This is a genomic window from Poseidonibacter antarcticus, assembly GCF_003667345.1.
Classification (GTDB): Bacteria; Campylobacterota; Campylobacteria; order Campylobacterales; family Arcobacteraceae; genus Poseidonibacter; species Poseidonibacter antarcticus.
In genome coordinates, this window is sequence record NZ_RCWF01000005.1 from 1 (window position 1) to 18,750 (window position 18,750).

General features: G+C 28.7%; 23 protein-coding genes and 6 tRNA genes. 6 read left to right on the forward strand and 23 right to left on the reverse strand.

Going from position 1 to position 18,750, the window contains the following annotated elements; all coding sequences use genetic code 11:
• Positions 1–335: 335 nt before the first annotated feature.
• From D9T19_RS14530 to D9T19_RS07380, 20 genes are all read right to left on the reverse strand, one after another.
• The gene (locus D9T19_RS14530; protein ID WP_162984558.1) at positions 336–485 is read right to left on the reverse strand and encodes a hypothetical protein; all 150 of its coding nucleotides are present in this window, start codon (positions 483–485) and stop codon (positions 336–338) included.
• Positions 486–561: 76 nt separating this feature from the next.
• A tRNA-Arg gene (locus D9T19_RS07290) sits at positions 562–638 on the reverse strand.
• Between the two features lie 62 nt (positions 639–700).
• A tRNA-Gly gene (locus tag D9T19_RS07295) sits at positions 701–777 on the reverse strand.
• Positions 778–821: 44 nt separating this feature from the next.
• Positions 822–906, reverse strand: a tRNA-Leu gene (locus D9T19_RS07300).
• 32 nt (positions 907–938) lie between these two features.
• Positions 939–1,015: transfer RNA gene (locus D9T19_RS07305), tRNA-Arg, on the reverse strand.
• 17 nt (positions 1,016–1,032) lie between these two features.
• Positions 1,033–1,109: transfer RNA gene (locus tag D9T19_RS07310), tRNA-His, on the reverse strand.
• A gap of 11 nt (positions 1,110–1,120) precedes the next feature.
• Positions 1,121–1,197: transfer RNA gene (locus tag D9T19_RS07315), tRNA-Pro, on the reverse strand.
• A 121-nt stretch (positions 1,198–1,318) separates the two neighbouring features.
• The gene (locus D9T19_RS07320) at positions 1,319–2,098 is read right to left on the reverse strand and encodes a thiazole synthase (protein WP_121627578.1); all 780 of its coding nucleotides are present in this window, start codon (positions 2,096–2,098) and stop codon (positions 1,319–1,321) included.
• Positions 2,091–2,405 carry a divalent-cation tolerance protein CutA gene (cutA, locus tag D9T19_RS07325; RefSeq protein ID WP_121627579.1) on the reverse strand — a complete coding sequence of 105 codons (315 nt, stop codon included), beginning with the start codon at positions 2,403–2,405 and terminating at the stop codon, positions 2,091–2,093. Before cutA ends, D9T19_RS07320 begins: the two co-directional genes overlap by 8 nt.
• The gene (locus D9T19_RS07330) at positions 2,396–3,787 is read right to left on the reverse strand and encodes an NAD(P)H-hydrate dehydratase (protein ID WP_121627580.1); all 1,392 of its coding nucleotides are present in this window, start codon (positions 3,785–3,787) and stop codon (positions 2,396–2,398) included. Before D9T19_RS07330 ends, cutA begins: the two co-directional genes overlap by 10 nt.
• Before the next feature lie 8 nt (positions 3,788–3,795).
• Entirely contained in the window at positions 3,796–4,311 is a 516-nt protein-coding gene (locus tag D9T19_RS07335; RefSeq protein ID WP_121627581.1) for a permease, read from the reverse strand.
• Positions 4,308–4,727 (reverse strand): permease, encoded by a 420-nt coding sequence (locus tag D9T19_RS07340; RefSeq protein WP_121627582.1) that lies wholly within the window; start codon positions 4,725–4,727, stop codon positions 4,308–4,310. The genes D9T19_RS07335 and D9T19_RS07340 overlap by 4 nt, the downstream gene beginning before the upstream one ends.
• 10 nt (positions 4,728–4,737) lie before the next feature.
• Positions 4,738–5,121, reverse strand: a complete 384-nt coding sequence (locus D9T19_RS07345) for an SUI1 family translation initiation factor (RefSeq protein ID WP_121627583.1) — start codon at positions 5,119–5,121, stop codon at positions 4,738–4,740.
• Positions 5,122–6,123, reverse strand: a complete 1,002-nt coding sequence (tsaD, locus tag D9T19_RS07350; protein WP_121627584.1) for a tRNA (adenosine(37)-N6)-threonylcarbamoyltransferase complex transferase subunit TsaD — start codon at positions 6,121–6,123, stop codon at positions 5,122–5,124. It abuts the gene before it with no gap.
• Complete coding sequence (locus D9T19_RS07355; RefSeq protein ID WP_121627766.1) at positions 6,120–6,650, reverse strand: RBBP9/YdeN family alpha/beta hydrolase; 531 nt, start codon at positions 6,648–6,650, stop codon at positions 6,120–6,122. The genes tsaD and D9T19_RS07355 overlap by 4 nt, the downstream gene beginning before the upstream one ends.
• A gap of 13 nt (positions 6,651–6,663) precedes the next feature.
• Positions 6,664–7,086: an Lcl C-terminal domain-containing protein gene (locus D9T19_RS07360; RefSeq protein ID WP_121627585.1), complete on the reverse strand. Its 423-nt coding sequence runs from the start codon at positions 7,084–7,086 to the stop codon at positions 6,664–6,666.
• Entirely contained in the window at positions 7,086–7,376 is a 291-nt protein-coding gene (locus tag D9T19_RS07365; RefSeq protein ID WP_121627586.1) for a hypothetical protein, read from the reverse strand. Before D9T19_RS07365 ends, D9T19_RS07360 begins: the two co-directional genes overlap by 1 nt.
• Positions 7,366–8,433: a 1-deoxy-D-xylulose-5-phosphate reductoisomerase gene (dxr, locus tag D9T19_RS07370; RefSeq protein WP_121627587.1), complete on the reverse strand. Its 1,068-nt coding sequence runs from the start codon at positions 8,431–8,433 to the stop codon at positions 7,366–7,368. Before dxr ends, D9T19_RS07365 begins: the two co-directional genes overlap by 11 nt.
• Positions 8,430–9,188: a phosphatidate cytidylyltransferase gene (locus D9T19_RS07375; RefSeq protein WP_121627588.1), complete on the reverse strand. Its 759-nt coding sequence runs from the start codon at positions 9,186–9,188 to the stop codon at positions 8,430–8,432. Before D9T19_RS07375 ends, dxr begins: the two co-directional genes overlap by 4 nt.
• 73 nt (positions 9,189–9,261) lie before the next feature.
• Complete coding sequence (locus tag D9T19_RS07380) at positions 9,262–10,590, reverse strand: NFACT RNA binding domain-containing protein (RefSeq protein WP_121627589.1); 1,329 nt, start codon at positions 10,588–10,590, stop codon at positions 9,262–9,264.
• 91 nt (positions 10,591–10,681) lie between these two features.
• On the opposite strand from D9T19_RS07380, the gene D9T19_RS07385 reads away from it, so the two are divergent.
• Together D9T19_RS07385 and D9T19_RS07390 are read left to right on the forward strand one after the other, a co-directional pair.
• Positions 10,682–11,002, forward strand: a complete 321-nt coding sequence (locus D9T19_RS07385; protein ID WP_121627590.1) for a cytochrome C — start codon at positions 10,682–10,684, stop codon at positions 11,000–11,002.
• 146 nt (positions 11,003–11,148) lie between these two features.
• The gene (locus tag D9T19_RS07390; RefSeq protein WP_121627591.1) at positions 11,149–12,687 is read left to right on the forward strand and encodes a DUF3373 family protein; all 1,539 of its coding nucleotides are present in this window, start codon (positions 11,149–11,151) and stop codon (positions 12,685–12,687) included.
• Between the two features lie 30 nt (positions 12,688–12,717).
• Here the strand turns inward: D9T19_RS07390 and D9T19_RS07395 are convergent, their stop codons facing one another.
• Complete coding sequence (locus D9T19_RS07395) at positions 12,718–13,248, reverse strand: hypothetical protein (RefSeq protein WP_228197983.1); 531 nt, start codon at positions 13,246–13,248, stop codon at positions 12,718–12,720.
• 96 nt (positions 13,249–13,344) lie between these two features.
• Here D9T19_RS07395 and thrS point away from each other — a divergent pair, with 96 nt between their 5' ends.
• From thrS to rplT, 4 genes are all read left to right on the forward strand, one after another.
• Positions 13,345–15,153, forward strand: coding sequence for a threonine--tRNA ligase (thrS, locus tag D9T19_RS07400; protein WP_121627592.1), 1,809 nt, complete (start codon positions 13,345–13,347; stop codon positions 15,151–15,153).
• Positions 15,150–15,689 (forward strand): translation initiation factor IF-3, encoded by a 540-nt coding sequence (gene infC / locus D9T19_RS07405; RefSeq protein WP_121627593.1) that lies wholly within the window; start codon positions 15,150–15,152, stop codon positions 15,687–15,689. Before thrS ends, infC begins: the two co-directional genes overlap by 4 nt.
• A 140-nt stretch (positions 15,690–15,829) precedes the next feature.
• On the forward strand, positions 15,830–16,027 hold the full coding sequence (gene rpmI, locus D9T19_RS07410; RefSeq protein WP_121627594.1) for a 50S ribosomal protein L35: 198 nt from the start codon (positions 15,830–15,832) through the stop codon (positions 16,025–16,027).
• Positions 16,028–16,131: 104 nt separating this feature from the next.
• Complete coding sequence (gene rplT / locus D9T19_RS07415) at positions 16,132–16,488, forward strand: 50S ribosomal protein L20 (RefSeq protein WP_121627595.1); 357 nt, start codon at positions 16,132–16,134, stop codon at positions 16,486–16,488.
• A gap of 110 nt (positions 16,489–16,598) precedes the next feature.
• Here rplT and D9T19_RS07420 read toward each other — a convergent pair whose 3' ends face one another.
• Both D9T19_RS07420 and mobA read right to left on the reverse strand, forming a co-directional pair.
• Complete coding sequence (locus tag D9T19_RS07420) at positions 16,599–18,068, reverse strand: NAD(P)/FAD-dependent oxidoreductase (RefSeq protein ID WP_121627596.1); 1,470 nt, start codon at positions 18,066–18,068, stop codon at positions 16,599–16,601.
• A gap of 82 nt (positions 18,069–18,150) precedes the next feature.
• A complete protein-coding gene (gene mobA, locus D9T19_RS07425) occupies positions 18,151–18,750 on the reverse strand; it encodes a molybdenum cofactor guanylyltransferase MobA (protein ID WP_121627597.1) in 600 nt (199 codons plus the stop codon).

Below are 18,750 nucleotides of genomic sequence, written 5' to 3' on the forward strand. Positions count from 1 at the left end.
ATTATATTCAGTTTATAAAGATTACTTTACAAACTTAAATTACATTGTTAAAGATCATCCATTTTTCGTAACACTTGGTGTCACTTAAATTGGACGGGAATTATAGGGGGTTTTATTTGCTTTGTCAAGGGGATTTGCTAAATGTTCGCTTAAATTTGTTAATTTATGGGTTTTTTATATTTTAGTTAGTTTTATAATAAATTTGTAGATTCATATTAGAAGTGTAACGATTAGAAAGTTATAATTTTGATATTAGTGTGATTTTGAAATAGTGTTGGAATTTTTAATATGAGGTGTTCAATTGCTATAGGTAATGAGCCTATAGAATTTAACAATTATTTAGTAGTGTTTTTAAGTACAGTAAGTAATTCAGATGAAAGTATTATTCCTGCTTTACTACAAGCATCAAATATGTTTTCATTGTTTTGAACAAGTCTTATACAAACTTCTTCTTTTTCTGTTAGTGTTACATCAATTATTGACATGATTATCCTTTATTATTTTGTTTACATAAAAATAATTATTTAGAGAGGGATAAATTATTACGTTAGTATGTTTTAGTGGTACTCCCAGCACGATTCGAACGTGCGACCTACGCCTTAGAAGGGCGTTGCTCTATCCAGCTGAGCTATGGAAGCATTTGAGAAAGTAAAAAAGCCATAAATAGAAAGTCAAAAACTTTTTATTTATGGCTTTTTAATGGAGCGGGAAACGAGACTCGAACTCGCGACAATCTGCTTGGAAGGCAGAGGCTCTAGCCAACTGAGCTATTCCCGCAAAAGTATAAATTTTAGTAAACTAAAAGATACTTTAAGTATAAATGGTGCGGATGAAAGGACTTGAACCTTCACGCCGTAAAGCACTAGATCCTAAGTCTAGCGTGTATACCAATTTCACCACATCCGCATATATATCTTTTTTCAAAAAAGATTAAAAAGTGGTACTCCCAGCACGATTCGAACGTGCGACCTACGCCTTAGAAGGGCGTTGCTCTATCCAGCTGAGCTATGGAAGCATTTGTAAATTTTTAAATGGGGTAAGTGACCGGAATCGAACCGGCGACCCTCTGAACCACAACCAGATGCTCTAACCAACTGAGCTACACCTACCGTTTATAAAATGGTCGGAGTGAAAGGACTCGAACCTTCGACCCCCTGGTCCCAAACCAGGTGCGCTACCAGGCTGCGCTACACTCCGAACAATTACTCTTCTTATGAAAAGTGGACGGAATTATACAATGTATATTTAATTATGTCAAGAGTAAATGAAAGAAAATAGAAAGAATTTTGAAATTTCTTTCTATTTTCTATTTTTTCATCTAAAATTGAATCAATCCATCAACAGGAGATGAAGCTGTCGCATACGGTTTTTTGGGGATTCTTCCTGCTAAATAGCTTAATCTTCCTGCAATTGTTGCATATTTAAATGCTTCTGCCATTTGCATTGGATTTTGTGCTTGAGAGATTGCACTATTAGCTAAAATACCCTCAGCACCTAATTCCATAGCTTTTGCAGCATCACTTGCACAACCTAATCCTGCATCAACTAATACTGGAACTTTTACTGCATCTTTAATAAATGCAATGTTGTATGGATTTTGAATTCCAAGTCCTGAACCAATTGGTGCAGCTAATGGCATAATTGCATCTGCACCTGCATCTTCAAGTTTTTTTGCAATGATTGGATCATCACTTGTATAAGCCATAACTGTAAAACCTTCTTTTTTAAGAATTTCACAAGCTTTGATTGTTTCAATTACATCAGGGTATAAAGTTTTTTGTGCGTCACCTATTACTTCAAGTTTGATAAGATCAATACCTGTAGCCTCTCTCATAAGTCTAAATGTTGTAATAGCTTCTTGGGCTGTAAAACAACCTGCACTATTTGGAAGTAGTTTTATATTTGTATCTTTAAAATATTCTAATAAATTCTCTTCATTTGGGTTTGTTATATTTACTCTTCTAATTGCAACTGTAATTAGTTCACTTCCTGATGCTATTGTTGCATCTTTTGTTGTTTGAAAGTCTGGGTATTTTCCTGAACCTACTATTAGTCTACTATTAAATTCATATTTACCAACTTTTAACATTTCACTCATCCGTATTTTCTCCTATAAATTTTAAATATTTTTTATCTGCATTTGTTATATCAATTTCGATAATTTCAGGCACATCATAACTATGATATTCTTTAATTTTGCTTTTGATTTTTTCAAAGTTTTCTTTTCTAGTTTTTATACTAATTAGTGTTTCATTATCACAACAAAACTCATTATTCCAATTGTAAAAAGACTCAATTTCACTTAATTGCACACAAGCTGCAAGTTTTTCATCAATTAAGATTTTAGCAATATTCTTAGCTTCTATTTTAGAAGCACATGTTGTTTGTATTAGTGTTATATGCATAATCGTCTTACCTCTTCTATTAAATCTGATGGTATTAGTGAAAAATCATTCTTTTTGTAGTTTGCTGCTGCTAAGGCATGAGCTAAACTAGCATTTATACCTGCATCAATTGGTTTATAACCTTGTGCAAGTAAAGAACCTACTAATCCACTTAAAACATCACCACTTCCACCTTTACTTAAAACTGCTGAACCAAAAGTATTTATGTATAAATTTTCACCTTGTGAAATTATTACATTTGTTCCTTTTAATAATAAAACTACTTTTGGATATTTAGAACAAAATTTCTCTACATACTTAAATCTATTGTTTTGTAATTCATTTATAGATATATCTGCTATATCACATAATTTTAAAAATGCACAAAACTCTTTTGGATGTGGAGTTAAAACAATATCTTCATCTAAAAAATCTAGTAATAACTCATCATAAAATAAATCTGCATCAACTATTTTTGGAACATTTGTCGATAAAATATCTCTTGCCCAAGCTTTTTTATATTCTCCAAGACCCATACCAATTGCTATTGCTGTACAATTTTTGCTTAGTGAATTTGTTTGCATAATATGATAAGGTAAATCAAGTTTTTCATTTGCTAATACGCTTACAATTCCTGCACCAAATCCAAAGGCTGCTTTTGATGCTATTATTCCTGCGCCTACTTTAGAACCTGCTACTACATTTAAATGTCCATACGAACCTTTATGTGAATTCTTTTTATTTCTATGTGGTAGTTTTAAATCTTCTTTATCTAAAAGGTATTTATTTGTATTTGTTTCATACACTTCTCTTTGAACACCTAAGTTTGCAACTTCTATTTCCCCTACATAATCTTTTGCAATATCAGAAAAAAGTGAAGTTTTAAGTGCACCCATTGTAATAGTCGTATCAGCTTCATAGGCACAAGTAGTAATTTGTCCTATATTATTTACTCCACTTGGAATATCGCATGCTATTTTATAAGCTTTTATAGAGTTTAGAGTATTTATTATTTCTTGAGATTGTTTATTTAGGTCTTTATTTAACCCACTTCCAAATAATGCATCGACTATTATGTCACAGTTTATGATTTCAGAAGTGATATTTACACCTAAGAGTTCTACTCTTTTTAATTGTAGTTTTGCCATTTGTGATTTAACACCAAATGGAATATAAAGTTTTACATCATATTTATTAAATAGTAAACGAGATAAAGCAATACCATCTGCACCATTATTACCCATTCCACAAACTATTAAAATTGTTGAAGATATATCAAAATGTTTATTGATATATTCATACATAGCTAAACTTGCATGTTCCATTAATAAGTCTTCACTTAAGCCAAGTTCTTCGTAACATCTCTTATCTAAAGAAGATACTTCATTAAATATTTTTTGCATAAAAAGTCCTATTTTATTTTTTTATTTAAAGCCTCTATAAATATACCTTGAACAACTGCCCCAATTATTATATAAATGAAAAGAATCATTGTAAAAAGTACTCCGAAATAATCAATCATTATAGGAATAAATGGTATTTTTATAGCCCTTGTATACATAAAAGTTGCAAGTAAACCATCTTTTAATCCATTTTCTTTTAATTGTTTAAGCATTGGATACCAAACATACATTGGTCCAGGACTTAAAATTCCTCCTAATAAGGCATAAAACCAAGCTTTAAATCCACTATCTTTCCCAAAATGTTTCATAATAGATTTTGGTTTGAAAAAATAGTTTATCAAAGTTGTAATAACAATAATCATTACAAAAATAGGTAAAAGCTTTAATAATACTTCATAACTTTTACTAAGTGATAAACTAGAATTTTGTCTATCAAATAAAAAAATTATTATAGAAATAATTATAACGGAAAAAAGAAATTTAAGACCTTTAAACTCTATTTTATTACTCTTCTTTTTATTCATGATTGAATCCAATTTACAGTAGCAACAGTAGAAATAGAGATTATAAGAGTTGAGATGAAAGCAAATAGAGTTCTATAAAAAGTAAATCTTGCACCAAATACTTCAACCTCAGCAGGAAGTTGAACAAAACCTAGTGTTACCCAAGATAAAATAAAAGCAGTAACGGCATACAAGGATACGCCTGAATCTGTTAATTCTCCACCTAAAATATATGAAATCATTGGATTTCCAGTTAATACAGCACCCATTGAAGTTCCAATTATACTATCAACAAAATTATTAGATATAAAAATAGAAGATAGCATTTCATTTGTTACATAAGTATCAAAGATACCAAGGAGTAGGATTATTCCCAAAATCATAGGAAGCATTGAGAATAAACCAACTATAGCTTTTTTAAATGCGTCTTTAATCATAAGAACTCATTTACTTTCTAAATTTCCAACCATCACCTTGTAAAATAGTGATAATCTTTTCTTTTACATCACCTTGCAGTTCAATCCATTCATCTTTGATTGCACCTCCACAAGCTAGTTTTTTCTTTAGTAATTTAAGTACTTCTTTTTTATCTTCTACACTTAAAGAAAATCTACCTACTAAAGTAACTGGTTTACCTTTTCTTTTTTCATAAGTAAATATTAATTGGTGTTGTTCTTTTGGCAAAATCTCATTTTTATTAAAAGTACTTGGAGCTGTTGGTTTATTGTTTTTATTATTCTTATAACTAGGCTTTTGTTTTTTTGGCTTTTCATCATATTTTGATGTATCGTGATTATCTCCATCAAGTTTTGCACCCATTTCAAATATCATTTAGAATCCTTTTAATCTAGATTTTACATCAATATCATCTACTTCAATAAAATCATTTATTTTATATTGTTCAACTGCAACACGACCTATCATTGCTGAGTTATCACTACAGTATTTTAATTGACTTAGATATAAAGCTGTTCCATTCTTTTGACATAAGTCTTCTATTTGAGTTCGCAAGTGAATATTTGCACTTGCACCTCCAACTATTGCAAAATTTGTTGGTACTTTTTTCTTAAATAGTTTTTTTGTTTTTTGCATAATATGTGCAACTGCTGTTTTTTGAAAAGATGCACAAATATCATACTTATCTTGAAGTTCTATTGTTCCATCTTCTTTAGTACATTTTTCTATTAAAAGTCTTACTGCATTTTTAAGTCCTGAAAAAGAAAACTCAATATTTGGACTTTGTCTTAAAGGAATTGGTAATTCAAATCTATTTTCATCACCTTTTAATCCATATTCTTGAACAACTGGACCACCTGGATAACCAAGTCCTAACATTTTTGATACTTTATCAAAGCTTTCTCCAAAACTATCATCCATAGTACTTGCTATTAGATTCATTTCATTTAAAGAATTTGCTTCAATTATTTGAGTGTGTCCACCTGAAACTAAAAGAATTGTAATAGGTAAAACTTCTTCTTTTTCTATAAATAGTGAATAAATATGACCTTTTAAGTGATTTACAGAAATCAAAGGAAGATCTAAAGCAATACTTAAAGCTTTTGCCATAGTTACACCTTCTGTTAAAGTTACTGATAATCCAGGTGCAGATGTAACTGCTATTGCTTTAAGTTTAGGGAAATACTCTACACACTCTTCAAGTATTTTAGGTAAGGCTTCTATATGAAGTCTTGCAGCTAATTCAGGAACTACTCCACCATATATACTATGTTGTAATTCTTGAGATATTTTTTTATGATAAATAAGTTCTAAAGTTTCTATATTTGTTATTGCAATTGAGCTATCATCGCATGAGCTTTCTATACTTAAAATCATTTTGTCAACCAATCTAATGCAAAATCAATTGAACCAAAACCAGAATTGGCATTTATATGTCCTGCATTTCTTAGAACATTAATCTCAACATTTAATTTTTCTTTTAAATCAAGAGCTTCATCTTCACTCATATATGGGTCATTTGTTGAAGCAATCATCATCACTTCTTTTGCTTTTAAATCTTTTACAATTGGATAAGGATAAAAAGTACTTGCAGCTTCTACAACTCTATTTCTACTTACAGGTGCTACTAACATTAACTTTTCCAAAGAAATATCTAATTGCTCACAAGAATGAAACCATAATACATTTGCAAGTGAATGACAAACTACAATATCTGGTTGAAAATGCTTAATTTCTTTTTTTAAGTATTCTTTCCATTCTTTTAACTGTGGATTATCTCTAGAAGGAAAAGATGGAAAAGATACTTCATAATGTTGAGAAATTAATTCTCCTGCCAATTTAGCTTGCCAATGAGGATAATCACTTCCTCCTAATCCATGTAATATTAAAACTTTTTTATTCAAAATTAAACTCTCTTTATATATTTCTAACACATCTAACATATTTATTTTTATGTCTACTATCAAAATATGCTGTACCACTTACAAAGTGCATATAATCAGCATAAAACCATAACGTTCTCCAATGAGATTCTTCTGCCCAATATCCATCTGGTACATTATATTTAAAGGCCCTATTAATATAGTTTTTAAGGTTTTTTTTATCTACAATTAATTTAAACTCTTCAATTTTAGGAATTCTCCAATCTGAATATCCAATAAAGTTCAATTCTTCACAATAAGTTATTGCATCAGCATGAGTTTTTAATACTTTTAATACAGAAATATCATCAACCCACATAAGTTTAGCATTAGTATCAACAACAACTTTTGAGCTTTTTCTATATATTTGTGCATCTAATAAAGATACAAAAATAAGAAATAGAATTAAATACTTCATTATTTATCCTTTTTTATCTCACTTATTTCAAATTTTCCTTTTTCCAACATTGAAGTTGCACTTTCATCAAGAAGTTCTACATTTACTTTGTAACCTGTTTTATATACTAAACCTACTAATTTTTTTATAGGTTCTTTTTCTTTTTGGCGTATAGTTGTATGTTTTTTCCACTCTTCAAGTTTTTCTTCATATACTTCAACTACTTCTTTTTCAAACTTATTTCTTGAATAAATTAAATAAACAACTAAAATAAGAAGTATTCCAAAAGGAACTAATAAATCAAGACTCACAGTATGCTCTTACTTCTTTATCAATTGCAAAAATATCATCTAATGTATTTATTTTTACATTGTTAAATTTATTTAATGCATCTAATGATTTTTTTGAAATATCTAAAAAGCCAATTTGTGAGTTTAAAAACTTAGAAACACCAACTTCATTTGCTGCATTTAAAACAACACCTAAATCAAGATTATTTATTATCTCATCTTTTGCTTCCCAAATTGGATAACGTGAAGTTTCAATTTTTTTAAATTCTAAAGAACCTGCTTTGATTAAATCAACTGGTTCTAAAATAGAAGTGTCTACTTTACCTAAAATCGCATAAGCAATTGGAAGTTGCATAGAAGTATTTGCCATATGTGCTGTTGTACTTCCATCTTTGAAATTAACCATTGCGTGAATTAAAGATTTTGTCTCAATAATTGCATCTAGTTTTCGTATATCAAATAACCAAGCAGCTTCCATAAGCTCAAATATTTTATTTGTCATAGTAGCACTATCAATTGTGATTTTATTTCCCATTGACCAATTTGGGTGATTTAGTGCTTCTTTTATAGAAACATTTTTGAGTTCATCAAGTGGATAATCTCTAAAAGGACCACCACTTGCTGTTATTGTCATAGAATCAATAGCTTTATCTTGAAGTAAATACCATAAACCAAAATGCTCAGAATCAATTGGACTAAGATTAGTATAATCAATAAACTTACCAGCAGCTACAAGAGATTCTTTATTTGCAAGTGCTAATTTTTTTCCACATTCAATTGCTTTAAGTGTTGGTTTTAATCCTAAGAATCCAACTAATGAATTTACAACAGTTTGACTTTTAGAATTTTCAATTGCATTTAGTATTTCATTTTCACCAAAAGATACATCACTATGATTTACTTTTGTAATATCTTCTTTATTTGCAATTACTACTTTTTTTGGTTTAAACTCTTCAATTTGTTTATTTAACAATTTTATGTTTTTACCAGCTACTAGAACTTCAACATCTAAATTGAATTTTCTAGCAATATTTAAAGTATTTACTCCAATTGAACCTGTAGAACCTAGAATAATCATCCTACAACCCTAAGAAGAACCAACATTACAATAGCACCAAAAAGATAACCATCACTTCTATCTAATATCCCACCATGACCTGGTAAAATACTTCCACTATCTTTGATATTTGCTTCTCTTTTTAAATAAGATTCAAATAAATCTCCAAATACAGAAGCAAAAGCAACAATAATAGAAATGATAACAGCAGAAATAATATGAAGATTTTCATTTGCAAAATAAGTACCTAAAATAGCAGCCACAATCACACCACCAACAACACCTTCAATTGTTTTATTTGGACTTGTTTCACTAAACTTAGTTTTTCCAATACTTTTCCCAACAAAGTATGCACCAATATCAGCACCGGCAACAACTACTAATAACCATAAAAGAGTCATAACACCATATTCACTGTATAAAGATAAAAGAAAAAGAAAAGATGCTGTTGGATAAAAAAGAGGTAAAAACATTTTTTTATCAAGCGTTTTTTTGTAAGCTAATTGAGAAGCATAACCAATTGCAACAATAAAAATTAAATCTTCTGGAGTTGGATAAAAATATGCAGCAAACCATAAAAGCGCTGAATAAACATAAATACTATCACTTTCCAATTGGAAAAGTTTTTTAGCTTCTGAAATTGAAATCATAAGCAATATTCCAAGAACTGCCCATATTAAGAAATATGAATCAATATATCCAATGATTATCATTGCGATAATCAAAACAAGACCTGTTTTTATTCTAGTAGAACTTTCTTTTATAATGTTAGCCATTAAGTAAACCTTATATTGTTTAAATTGCTAAGATTATACTAAATTTTGGCTTTTGGTTATATTTTGGGTAAATTTAAATTTTTATTCCAATAGTAGTATAAGGATTATATAAAACATTCGCACCTGATTGGATTTTTACATTTCTTCTTTGAGTGAAGTCTACTTCATAATCACCTGGAAAATCTACTGAAAATTTTGCACAAATTACTGCTGCTTGTTCTATTACACTATCTGGAATTGTTTTTTTTGAGTTTTGAACTATTACATGTGAAGATGGTCTATCTTTTAAATGAAACCAAAAGTCACTTGCTTTTGAATTTTTTAGTAAAAATATATTTTCTCGTTCACTTGTTCCTAGCATTATTTTAAAACCTTCAAAAAAGAAGCTTTCATAAGGTTGTGCTTTTTTCGTTCGTTTTTGGTTTTTCTCTTTTTTTGGATATAAAAATTCACACTCTTCTATATCTTTTGCATTTTCTAAACCATTTACCATTCTATATAAGAATTCTAGTTTTTCATCTAAATTATCTTTTTCTAGTGATATATGTAAAGCTTTTTGCTTTGCTTTTTTTGCTTTTTTAAATAAATCATTTGAATATCTTGATGGTGAGGCACACTCTTCTAGTGATATTTCAACTTCATTTCCTTCATAATCATAAGTTTTGAATGATTTTTGATAAGATTTAATATTGTGTAAATTTGAAAGAATTAGATTTGCTTTTTCATATAAAGAGGTTGATTCTGCTTCTAATTCTTCTTTTTTTGCTAAAGAGTTAATTGTTTTTTCTAGTTTTTTTATTTTCTTTTTAATTTGACTTATTTTTTGTTTTTTAAGATTTTCAAGATTTTTAGATTCTTTTTCTTCATAAATCTTATATAAATGTTTTTCTATATCTTCAACAACTTCCATTTTTGGAATAAAGTTTTGTTTTGGGATTTCGTCAAGTTTAATCCCAACTTTTATAACTCTACTTGATGAAAATTCATCTATATGTCTTAAAGCTTCAATAATAATTCTATTTTCATCTAATATTATAATATTAGTATGTTTCCCTGTAAATTCTAACTGTAAAATCGTCGATAATTTTTTATATGATGAAGAAGAATTTACTTTTATATTTATAATTTTATCATCGTTATACATTTCAATATTTTCTATTTTTGAATTATAAAATCTTTTTTGCAATGCAACATCAAAAGGAGCATTAAAATCTTTCTTAGCATTTAAAATTTTTTGTGATTTAAATACCGTACTAGAACCCTTTGACATATCAAAATATATAATATTTCTATTATTAAATTCTATTATAATTATATTATTATCAATACGTTTAATAAGCTTTATATTTTGGGTGTTTTCTACTAGATACCTCACTAATTCTTTTAATAAAAAATACTTCACTGCAACTCCATTTTAATTTAAATTATATTCTAAGATTTATTTATACATATATTAGATATGATTATATCTAAATTTTCATTAGGAGATAAATATGAAATTATTAAAAATCGCATTAGCAAGTTCGTTAATATTAGGTATTAGCTCAACAATATTATTAGCAGACGCAACAAAAGGTCAAAAACTATTTGTAAAGAAATACAAAAGTTCTTGTGGTATGAGTGGAGATAAATTTGCTGCAAAGCACTCTCAAGACGAGTGGGAGACTATTTTTGAAGAAGGTAAATTTAAAGAAGAACTTATAAAAATTTGTCCAAAAGTAAAAGAATCAGAAATCAAAGACAAATGGATTCAACACCTTTATGATTTCACTTATAAATTCGCTAACGACTCAGGAAATGTTCCTTCTTGTTAATCATTAATTAGACAAAAAACTTTAAGGCTAATATCAAAACTATATTAGCCTTAGACCTATAATTATAATATTTACTTATATTTTATTAATCACTACTTAAATAGTTTAATCTTATAATACTCAAATAATTAATTATAAGGATGGTTATGAAAAAAAATATTATTTTACTTTCAACAATTGCTGCATTATCAACTGCAAGTTTTGCAGATGATTTAAATAAACAAATGTATGAACAACTCCAAATATTAAAAGCTCAAGTTGCTGCACTTGAAGCTAAAATGAATAAACAAAATGCAAAAGATGATGAAAAAAGAATCACAAAAATCGAAAAGAAACTTGCAAAGGTTTCAAAAAAAGCTAGTTTGGCAAAAGCACAAGGTGCCGGAGATAATCTAAAATGGGATGTAGATTTTCGAACACAAGTTGATAATTTACAATATAAACATGCAAATGGTTCTAAATCTAAAAACAATGCATTAATGACAAATAGATTATGGCTTGGTATGAAATATAAAGCAGATGAAAACTCTAGTTTTTTTGGAACACTATCATATTTAAAAGCATTTGGGGATTCTGCAAATCACTCACAAGCTAATACTCAAGCAGGATTTTCAAATTTTGATTGGGTAACAAATGAAAATGCTAATGATAATTCAATAAAAATAAAAGAAGCTTATTGGTTATACTCAAATGATACTTTTTTAGGAACTGATGTTTCATGGACTGCATCAGTTGGTCGTCGTCCATCAACTGATGGATTAGCGATAAATCTAAGAGCAGATCAAGAAAGAAAATCTCCTCTTTCTCATACTGTAAATGTTGAATTTGATGGTGCATCTGCAAAATTTAATCTTGATCAAGTAACAGGAATTGATGGTGCTTGGCTTAAATTTTGTGCAGGAAGAGGTTTAACAAATGCAAAACCAAGATTTCAATTTGATAATACTGATTACACTAGTGATGATACAAAAAATACAAATATTGATATGGCAGGAATTATAGCTGTTCCATATGATAATGGGCAATATTCAGTACATATGAACTATGCAAGAGCATGGAATTTAATCGGATACAACAATACACAATTATCACAATTTCAATCTGCATCTAAAAATACAGCTTCTGAAATCATGGACGCTTATGGAAACTTACAATTTCTTGATGTTGGAGATATTGATTTAGCAACTGTTATGTTTAAAGTTGATGGTATTGGAGATGGTATTTCTGATTGGTTAGATGATACTGTTGTATTTGCATCAGCTGCAATGAGTAAAACAAGACCTAATGAAAAAGGGATGTTAGGTTCAACTAATTCTCAAACGGGGCATTCATTTTGGATTGGTGTAAATGCACCTTGTCCTATTTCTCCTGATAATGCAAAAATTGGTATAGAATGGAATAAAGGTAGTAAATATTGGAGATCGATGACATATGCTGAAGATACAATGGCTGGTTCTAAAATATCAACAAGAGGACAGGCATGGGAAATTTATCGAACTCAACAATTAACTAAAGCATTAAGTTTTGGAGTTTCATATGTTTATATGGATTATGATTATATGGGAAGTAATTCATTCTTTGGGGCAGAAGGAACACCTTATAAAATAGGTGGAACATATGCAAATGCTGCTAATGCAGTTGAATCAGCTCAAGATATAAAAGCATATATGAGATATAGATTCTAAAATCATAAAAAGAAGGATTTTCCCTTCTTTTTATTTAAAAGAAAAAGAATCTAATTTATATATAACTTCTTCAGCAATTTCAATCATTGCAATATTTAACTTTTTAAAATTACTATTTTTAATCTTTACTAATAGTTCATCATATACATTTGCGTAAGTATAAATTGTGAAAAATATATATTCTTTAGAATGAGATTCCTTATTTAACTCTTTAAACCAAAGTGCGAGTAATGAAAAATATAACATTGAAGGATTAAAAGCTTTTCTATCCTCTAATATTTTTGATATTTCTTTATTAATAAAGTTATACCCATCTAAAATAGCTTTAATTCTATAATGCTTTTTATTTTTAATATAATAATTAGTAGGAAAAGTAACATTATTTATTTGAACTAGCATTTCATCACTAATTTTATTAAATTTAACAATTAATTCTTTATCTACTCCATATGTGCTAATATCTTCTTTATCTTTATAAGAAAGAATCAAATCTCTACAAAATAATAGTAAGCTTTCAGTTTTTATTTTCGATAAATTTAAAATCATACTTAATTGTAACAAAAGTTTATTAAATTTGTTTATAAATAATTTATTTTAAGTCTCTTTGCGGTAAAATAAGCTAAATTTAATATTATAACTAATTTATAAAGGAAACTATTGGAACCAATAGGAATAAAAAAAGAAGGTCAGATATATGACCTTCAGACTGCCGAAGCGTTAAATATCGAAGGTGATATTATAAAGTCTGATAACTCTGCAGAATCTTTAGAGATTCTTAGACATTCATGTGCTCATATGATGGCTCAAGCTATCAAAGAGCTTTATCCTGATGCAAAATTTTTCGTAGGACCTGTTGTTACGGAAGGTTTTTACTATGATTTTAAAGTAGATGAGAAAATCACTGATGATGATTTACCAACTATTGAAAAAAAGATGAAAGAAATCGCAAGTAGAAAACTAAAAATAACAAGATATGAAGCCTCAAGAGAAGAAATTCTTACAAAATTTGCTGATGATGAATTAAAACAAGCTGTTTTAAAAAATATTACAGACGATACTTTAACGATGTATAAACAAGGTGATTTTGAAGATTTATGTCGTGGTCCACATTTACCAACAACAGGAATGATTAGAGCATTTAAACTAACAAGAGTTGCTGGTGCTTACCTTGGTGGTGATGAAGAAAACGAAATGATTACAAGAATTTACGGAATTGCATTCTTTGATAAAAAAGAATTAAATGATTACGTAAGAATGCTAGAAGAAGCAAAAAAAAGAGATCATAGAAAACTAGGAACAGAACTAGAACTATTTACATTTAATGAAGATGTAGGTGCAGGGTTACCATTATGGTTACCAAATGGTTCAAGACTTAGATCAAAATTAGAACACCTTTTATATAAAGCTCATAGAATTAGAGGTTACGAACCAGTTCGTGGTCCAGAGATTTTAAAATCTACTATGTGGGATATTTCAGGACATAATGCAAATTATGGTGAAAATATGTATTACACAGAGATTGATGGTCAAAAATATGGAATGAAACCTATGAACTGTGTAGGTCATATTCAAATCTTTAAAAATGATATAGTTTCATATAAAGATTTACCAAAAAAACTTTTTGAATATGGTGTTGTTCATAGACATGAAATGTCAGGAGCTATGCACGGATTATTTAGAGTTAGAGAATTTACACAAGATGATGCACATATTTTTTGTACTCAAGCACAAGTAAAACAAGTAATTATCGAAGTATTAGAATTTGTTGATTCATTAATGAAAACATTTGATTTCAAATATGAAATGGAAGTTTCAACAAAACCTAAAAAAGCAATTGGTGATGATGCATTTTGGGAAACTACAACTAAAGGTATTATGGAAGCTTTAGATGAAGAAAACCTTCCTTATGGAATTGATGAAGGTGGTGGAGCATTCTATGGTCCTAAAATTGATATTAAAATTACAGATGCTATTGGAAGAAAGTGGCAATGTGGTACAATACAAGTAGATATGAATTTACCTTCTAGATTTGATGTTGAATTTATAAACGATGAAGGACATAAAGAACAACCTGTGATGATTCACAGAGCTATCTTAGGTTCATTCGAAAGATTCATTGGTATTTTAACAGAACACTGTGCTGGTGAATTCCCATTTGTAATAGCACCAACACAAGTAATTTTTGTACCAATTGCTAATACTCACGTAGAATATGCAAAACAGTTACAAAAAGAGCTATTAGAAGATGAAATGGATTCTAAAATCTTTGATATGAACGAAAGTTTAAATAAAAGAATTAGAATGGCAGAAAAACAAAGAGTTCCTATGATTGTAGTTGTTGGTGATGAAGAAGTTGCTAATGAAACAATTGCATTAAGAAATAGAAGAACAAGAGAGCAGTCAAATATGACTAAAGATGAATTTTTAACTATGTTAAATAAAATAAAAAAAGGAAGTAGAATTTGAGTAGAGACAACAAGAAGAATAATGTAATTATGAACGAAATGATTATGGCAAAAGAAGTAAGATGTACATCTGATGATGGGACAAATTATGGAATTATTGCAACAAGAGATGCGCAAAAAACAGCAGATGATTTAGGACTAGATTTAGTTTTAATTGCTCCTGATGGAAAACCACCTGTTGCTAAAATCATGGATTATGGAAAATTTAAATACCAACAAGAAAAAAAGAAAAAAGAAGCTAGAAAAAATCAAAAAGTAATTGTAGTTAAAGAAATTAAACTTTCTGTTAAAATTGCTGATAATGATATTAACTATAAAGTTAAGCATGCTAGAGAATTTTTAGAAGCGGGACACCATGTTAAGTTTCGAGTATTCTTAAGAGGTAGAGAAATGGCAAATCCAAAAGCAGGTGTTGACGTACTTAAAAGAGTATGGCCAATGGTTGAAGATTTAGCTGTAATGGATAAAGAACCAAAACTTGAAGGAAGATACGTAAATATGATGGCTCTTCCTAAAAAAGATGAAAAACAATCATAATTAATAAAAAAGAAGAGATTCTACTCTCTCTTCTTTTAACTCCCAACAATTCTTTTAAAGATATATTAAACAAGTTTTAAGTATAATCCAAAACTTTTTCATTAATAAATGAAACTGCAAATTTAAAAAAGGATTTTTCAATGCCAAAGATGAAAACTAACAGTGGCGCTTTAAAGAGATTTAAAATAAAGAAAAATGGTTCTATTAAAAGAGGATCAGCTTTTAGAAGTCACATCTTAACGAAAATGTCTCAAAAGAGAAAAAGAAATCTTAGAGGACCACAAACTGTTGCAGCTGTGGATTCAACAAGAGTTAAAAGAATGTTAAACAAAGCGTAATCATTTTCAAATGATTTTTTAGTCCCTCCACATTTTGTGGAAAAGTTCAACAATTATTGTTGACACCTTATTATTTTTAAAATAATGGTAAAGAAAGGAAATACATGCCTAGAGTTAAAACTGGTGTAGTTAGAAGAAAAAGACATAAAAAAGTATTAAAAGCAGCTAAAGGTTTTTACAGTGGTAGAAGCAAGCACTTTAGAAAAGCAAAAGAACAATTAGAGCATTCATTAGTATATGCTTACAGAGATAGAAGACAGAAAAAAAGAGATATTAGAAAGCTTTGGATTGTAAGAATCAATGCAGCTTGTAGATTAAATGATATCAACTATTCTAGATTTATGAACGGATTAAAAATAGCTGGAATTACTTTAGATAGAAAAATCTTAGCTGATATGGCTATGAATGATTATACATCATTTGTAACATTAGTTAATTCTGCAAAAGATGCATTAAAATAATTAAATTTGCATAAACTAAAAAAGGGATTGAAGTTTTCTTCAATCCCTTTTTTTTATATCTAAATAAAATCTATTTATTCTATAGTAAGTATCAATAGATACCTACTAAATTATACTTTTCCTGATAAAAGTCCATATTGAACCATTGGTTTTAATAAGTAAACTTTTAATAACCACCAAATATATCTTTCTTGCGTTGGATCTAAAGGAAATGATGGACTTGGTTTATTAGTCCAATCAAACTCTGCTAACATTACTTTTCCAATATCAGTAATTAATGGACATACAGTATACCCATCATATTTAGCATTTAACTCTTTACCTTCCATAGCAGCAATTAAGTTATCTACAAGTACTTTATATTGTTTTCTTACACTTCCACCTGTTTTACCCATTGGAACAGCTGCAACATCACCAAGTGAGAATATATTTTTATATTTAACATGTTGTAATGTTTCTTTATTAACAGGTACCCAACCTTTTCCTGAACCTACTGCTGAATTTCCAATTTCATCAGGTGCTTTCATAGGAGGAGTAATATGCATAAAATCAAAAGGAGTCTCTACTTTTTGATGTTTTGTTATCATAGAATATTCTTCTAAGTCTTCATCATAAGGTCCTTTTTCTTCCCATCTTTTGTCAAAAGTAGCAATTCTATTTTCTAGATCCACTTCTGTTAAATTATGGAAATAATTCCATTTAAAATTTCTTGCTTCGAATTGTTTTACAATAGCATCGTGATACTCTTTTATAACAAACATTTTTCCACCATTTGGATAAAATGTTAAATCTGCATTATCTCTAACCCCAGCTTCTACTAACCTAGCATTAGTTAGATACATAATCTTTTTAGGCGCCCCTGAACATTTTACTGCTGTATTTGGATGTGTAAAAATACCTTTTACCCTCTTACCACTTTTTGCTTTTTCTATAAATTTTTGCATTTGATTCCAAGTTTCAACAGCAGTATCTGTATTATAAATAGATGTTACTCCTGAATCTGCGAATTTACTAATTATTTTAGATCCATCACTTTGTGTATGAGAAACACCTAAATCTTCTAAACCTTTAATTTGTCCAAAATCCAATACTAAACCAGCCGCAATTACAAGAAAATCATAAGATAATGTTTCCCCAGAACCTAATACCACTTTATTCGCATCAGGATTAAATTCAATTGCTTTGTCTTTAATTAATTTCACACCTGCAGGTAGAAAATCTTTAATATCATATATAACATCTGATTTTTCCCATACTCCACCTCCAATTAGTGAATTACCTGGCTGATATGAAACTGACTTAGGATTAGGTTCAATAACTGTAATATCAGGTGTAACTAAAGTACTACTAAGTCTAGCTGCTGTTGAAATACCTGCTAGTCCTCCTCCTATAATTAGTATCTTACCTTTTGCTTCACTAGCTTGTGCAGAAGTTGATGCCTCCGCTTCTGTAGTATCACCCATTAAAAATGCAGCCGAACCAAGTCCTGCTAATTTAAAAGCTTCCCTTCTTGAAATACCAACTTTTTTAATTTCTGAATCAACTAGTTCTAATGCTTCCTCTAATTCATTTTTTGCCATATGAGTTCCTTAAACTTAATTTATTCTATTGGCTTAGGATATCAAAAAATTAATAATAATAAACTTTTTTTTAGAAAAAAATTTAAATATATTTATTTGATTTACTTATAATACTTAAAGCTCTTTTGTATTCATCTTTATTATTTAAATTGATAAACTCATCATCATTATCAAAATCAATATATTTAGTATTATTATTTTTAAGTAAATATCCTACTTTATGAATATCATTTATTAACATTTTATTTATAAAATTATCTAATTTAGTAGAGAATACTCCACATAGATTATGTACTCTTTGTGTTTGAGCAACACAAATATCACTATTTACTGATTCATTTATTAATTTTTCTATTGAATCAATTGAAACTAAAGGTGTATCTACAGTTAAAATAAATACCTTTGGTGTTTTTATAATTTTAAATATAGTCTGTAAAGCTACAATTGGAGAGAATATTTCATTTCTATCTAATATTAAATATTTATCTTTATTTATAAGAAAATCAAATTTATCTATTTTTGAAGACAAATATATTTCACTAAAAAAAGGTTTTAGTTTATCGTATTGATATTGAGTTAGTGAGTTAGAATTACAGAAAGGAAGAAGAGATTTATCTTCTCCCATTCGTGAACTTCTTCCACCACATAAAATCACACATGGGATTTTAAATGGCTTAGACAT

Excerpts from the sequence above, each read along its gene's own strand:
- D9T19_RS14530 (WP_162984558.1), bottom strand. The coding sequence starts at position 485 with ATGTCAATAATTGATGTAACACTAACAGAAAAAGAAGAAGTTTGTATA.
- D9T19_RS07320 (WP_121627578.1), bottom strand. The coding sequence starts at position 2,098 with ATGAGTGAAATGTTAAAAGTTGGTAAATATGAATTTAATAGTAGACTA.
- cutA (WP_121627579.1), bottom strand. The coding sequence starts at position 2,405 with ATGCATATAACACTAATACAAACAACATGTGCTTCTAAAATAGAAGCT.
- D9T19_RS07330 (WP_121627580.1), bottom strand. The coding sequence starts at position 3,787 with ATGCAAAAAATATTTAATGAAGTATCTTCTTTAGATAAGAGATGTTAC.
- D9T19_RS07335 (WP_121627581.1), bottom strand. The coding sequence starts at position 4,311 with ATGAATAAAAAGAAGAGTAATAAAATAGAGTTTAAAGGTCTTAAATTT.
- D9T19_RS07340 (WP_121627582.1), bottom strand. The coding sequence starts at position 4,727 with ATGATTAAAGACGCATTTAAAAAAGCTATAGTTGGTTTATTCTCAATG.
- D9T19_RS07345 (WP_121627583.1), bottom strand. The coding sequence starts at position 5,121 with ATGATATTTGAAATGGGTGCAAAACTTGATGGAGATAATCACGATACA.
- tsaD (WP_121627584.1), bottom strand. The coding sequence starts at position 6,123 with ATGATTTTAAGTATAGAAAGCTCATGCGATGATAGCTCAATTGCAATA.
- D9T19_RS07360 (WP_121627585.1), bottom strand. The coding sequence starts at position 7,086 with ATGAAGTATTTAATTCTATTTCTTATTTTTGTATCTTTATTAGATGCA.
- dxr (WP_121627587.1), bottom strand. The coding sequence starts at position 8,433 with ATGATTATTCTAGGTTCTACAGGTTCAATTGGAGTAAATACTTTAAAT.
- D9T19_RS07375 (WP_121627588.1), bottom strand. The coding sequence starts at position 9,188 with ATGGCTAACATTATAAAAGAAAGTTCTACTAGAATAAAAACAGGTCTT.
- D9T19_RS07385 (WP_121627590.1), top strand. The coding sequence starts at position 10,682 with ATGAAATTATTAAAAATCGCATTAGCAAGTTCGTTAATATTAGGTATT.
- D9T19_RS07390 (WP_121627591.1), top strand. The coding sequence starts at position 11,149 with ATGAAAAAAAATATTATTTTACTTTCAACAATTGCTGCATTATCAACT.
- rpmI (WP_121627594.1), top strand. The coding sequence starts at position 15,830 with ATGCCAAAGATGAAAACTAACAGTGGCGCTTTAAAGAGATTTAAAATA.
- rplT (WP_121627595.1), top strand. The coding sequence starts at position 16,132 with ATGCCTAGAGTTAAAACTGGTGTAGTTAGAAGAAAAAGACATAAAAAA.
- D9T19_RS07420 (WP_121627596.1), bottom strand. The coding sequence starts at position 18,068 with ATGGCAAAAAATGAATTAGAGGAAGCATTAGAACTAGTTGATTCAGAA.
- mobA (WP_121627597.1), bottom strand. The coding sequence starts at position 18,750 with ATGTCTAAGCCATTTAAAATCCCATGTGTGATTTTATGTGGTGGAAGA.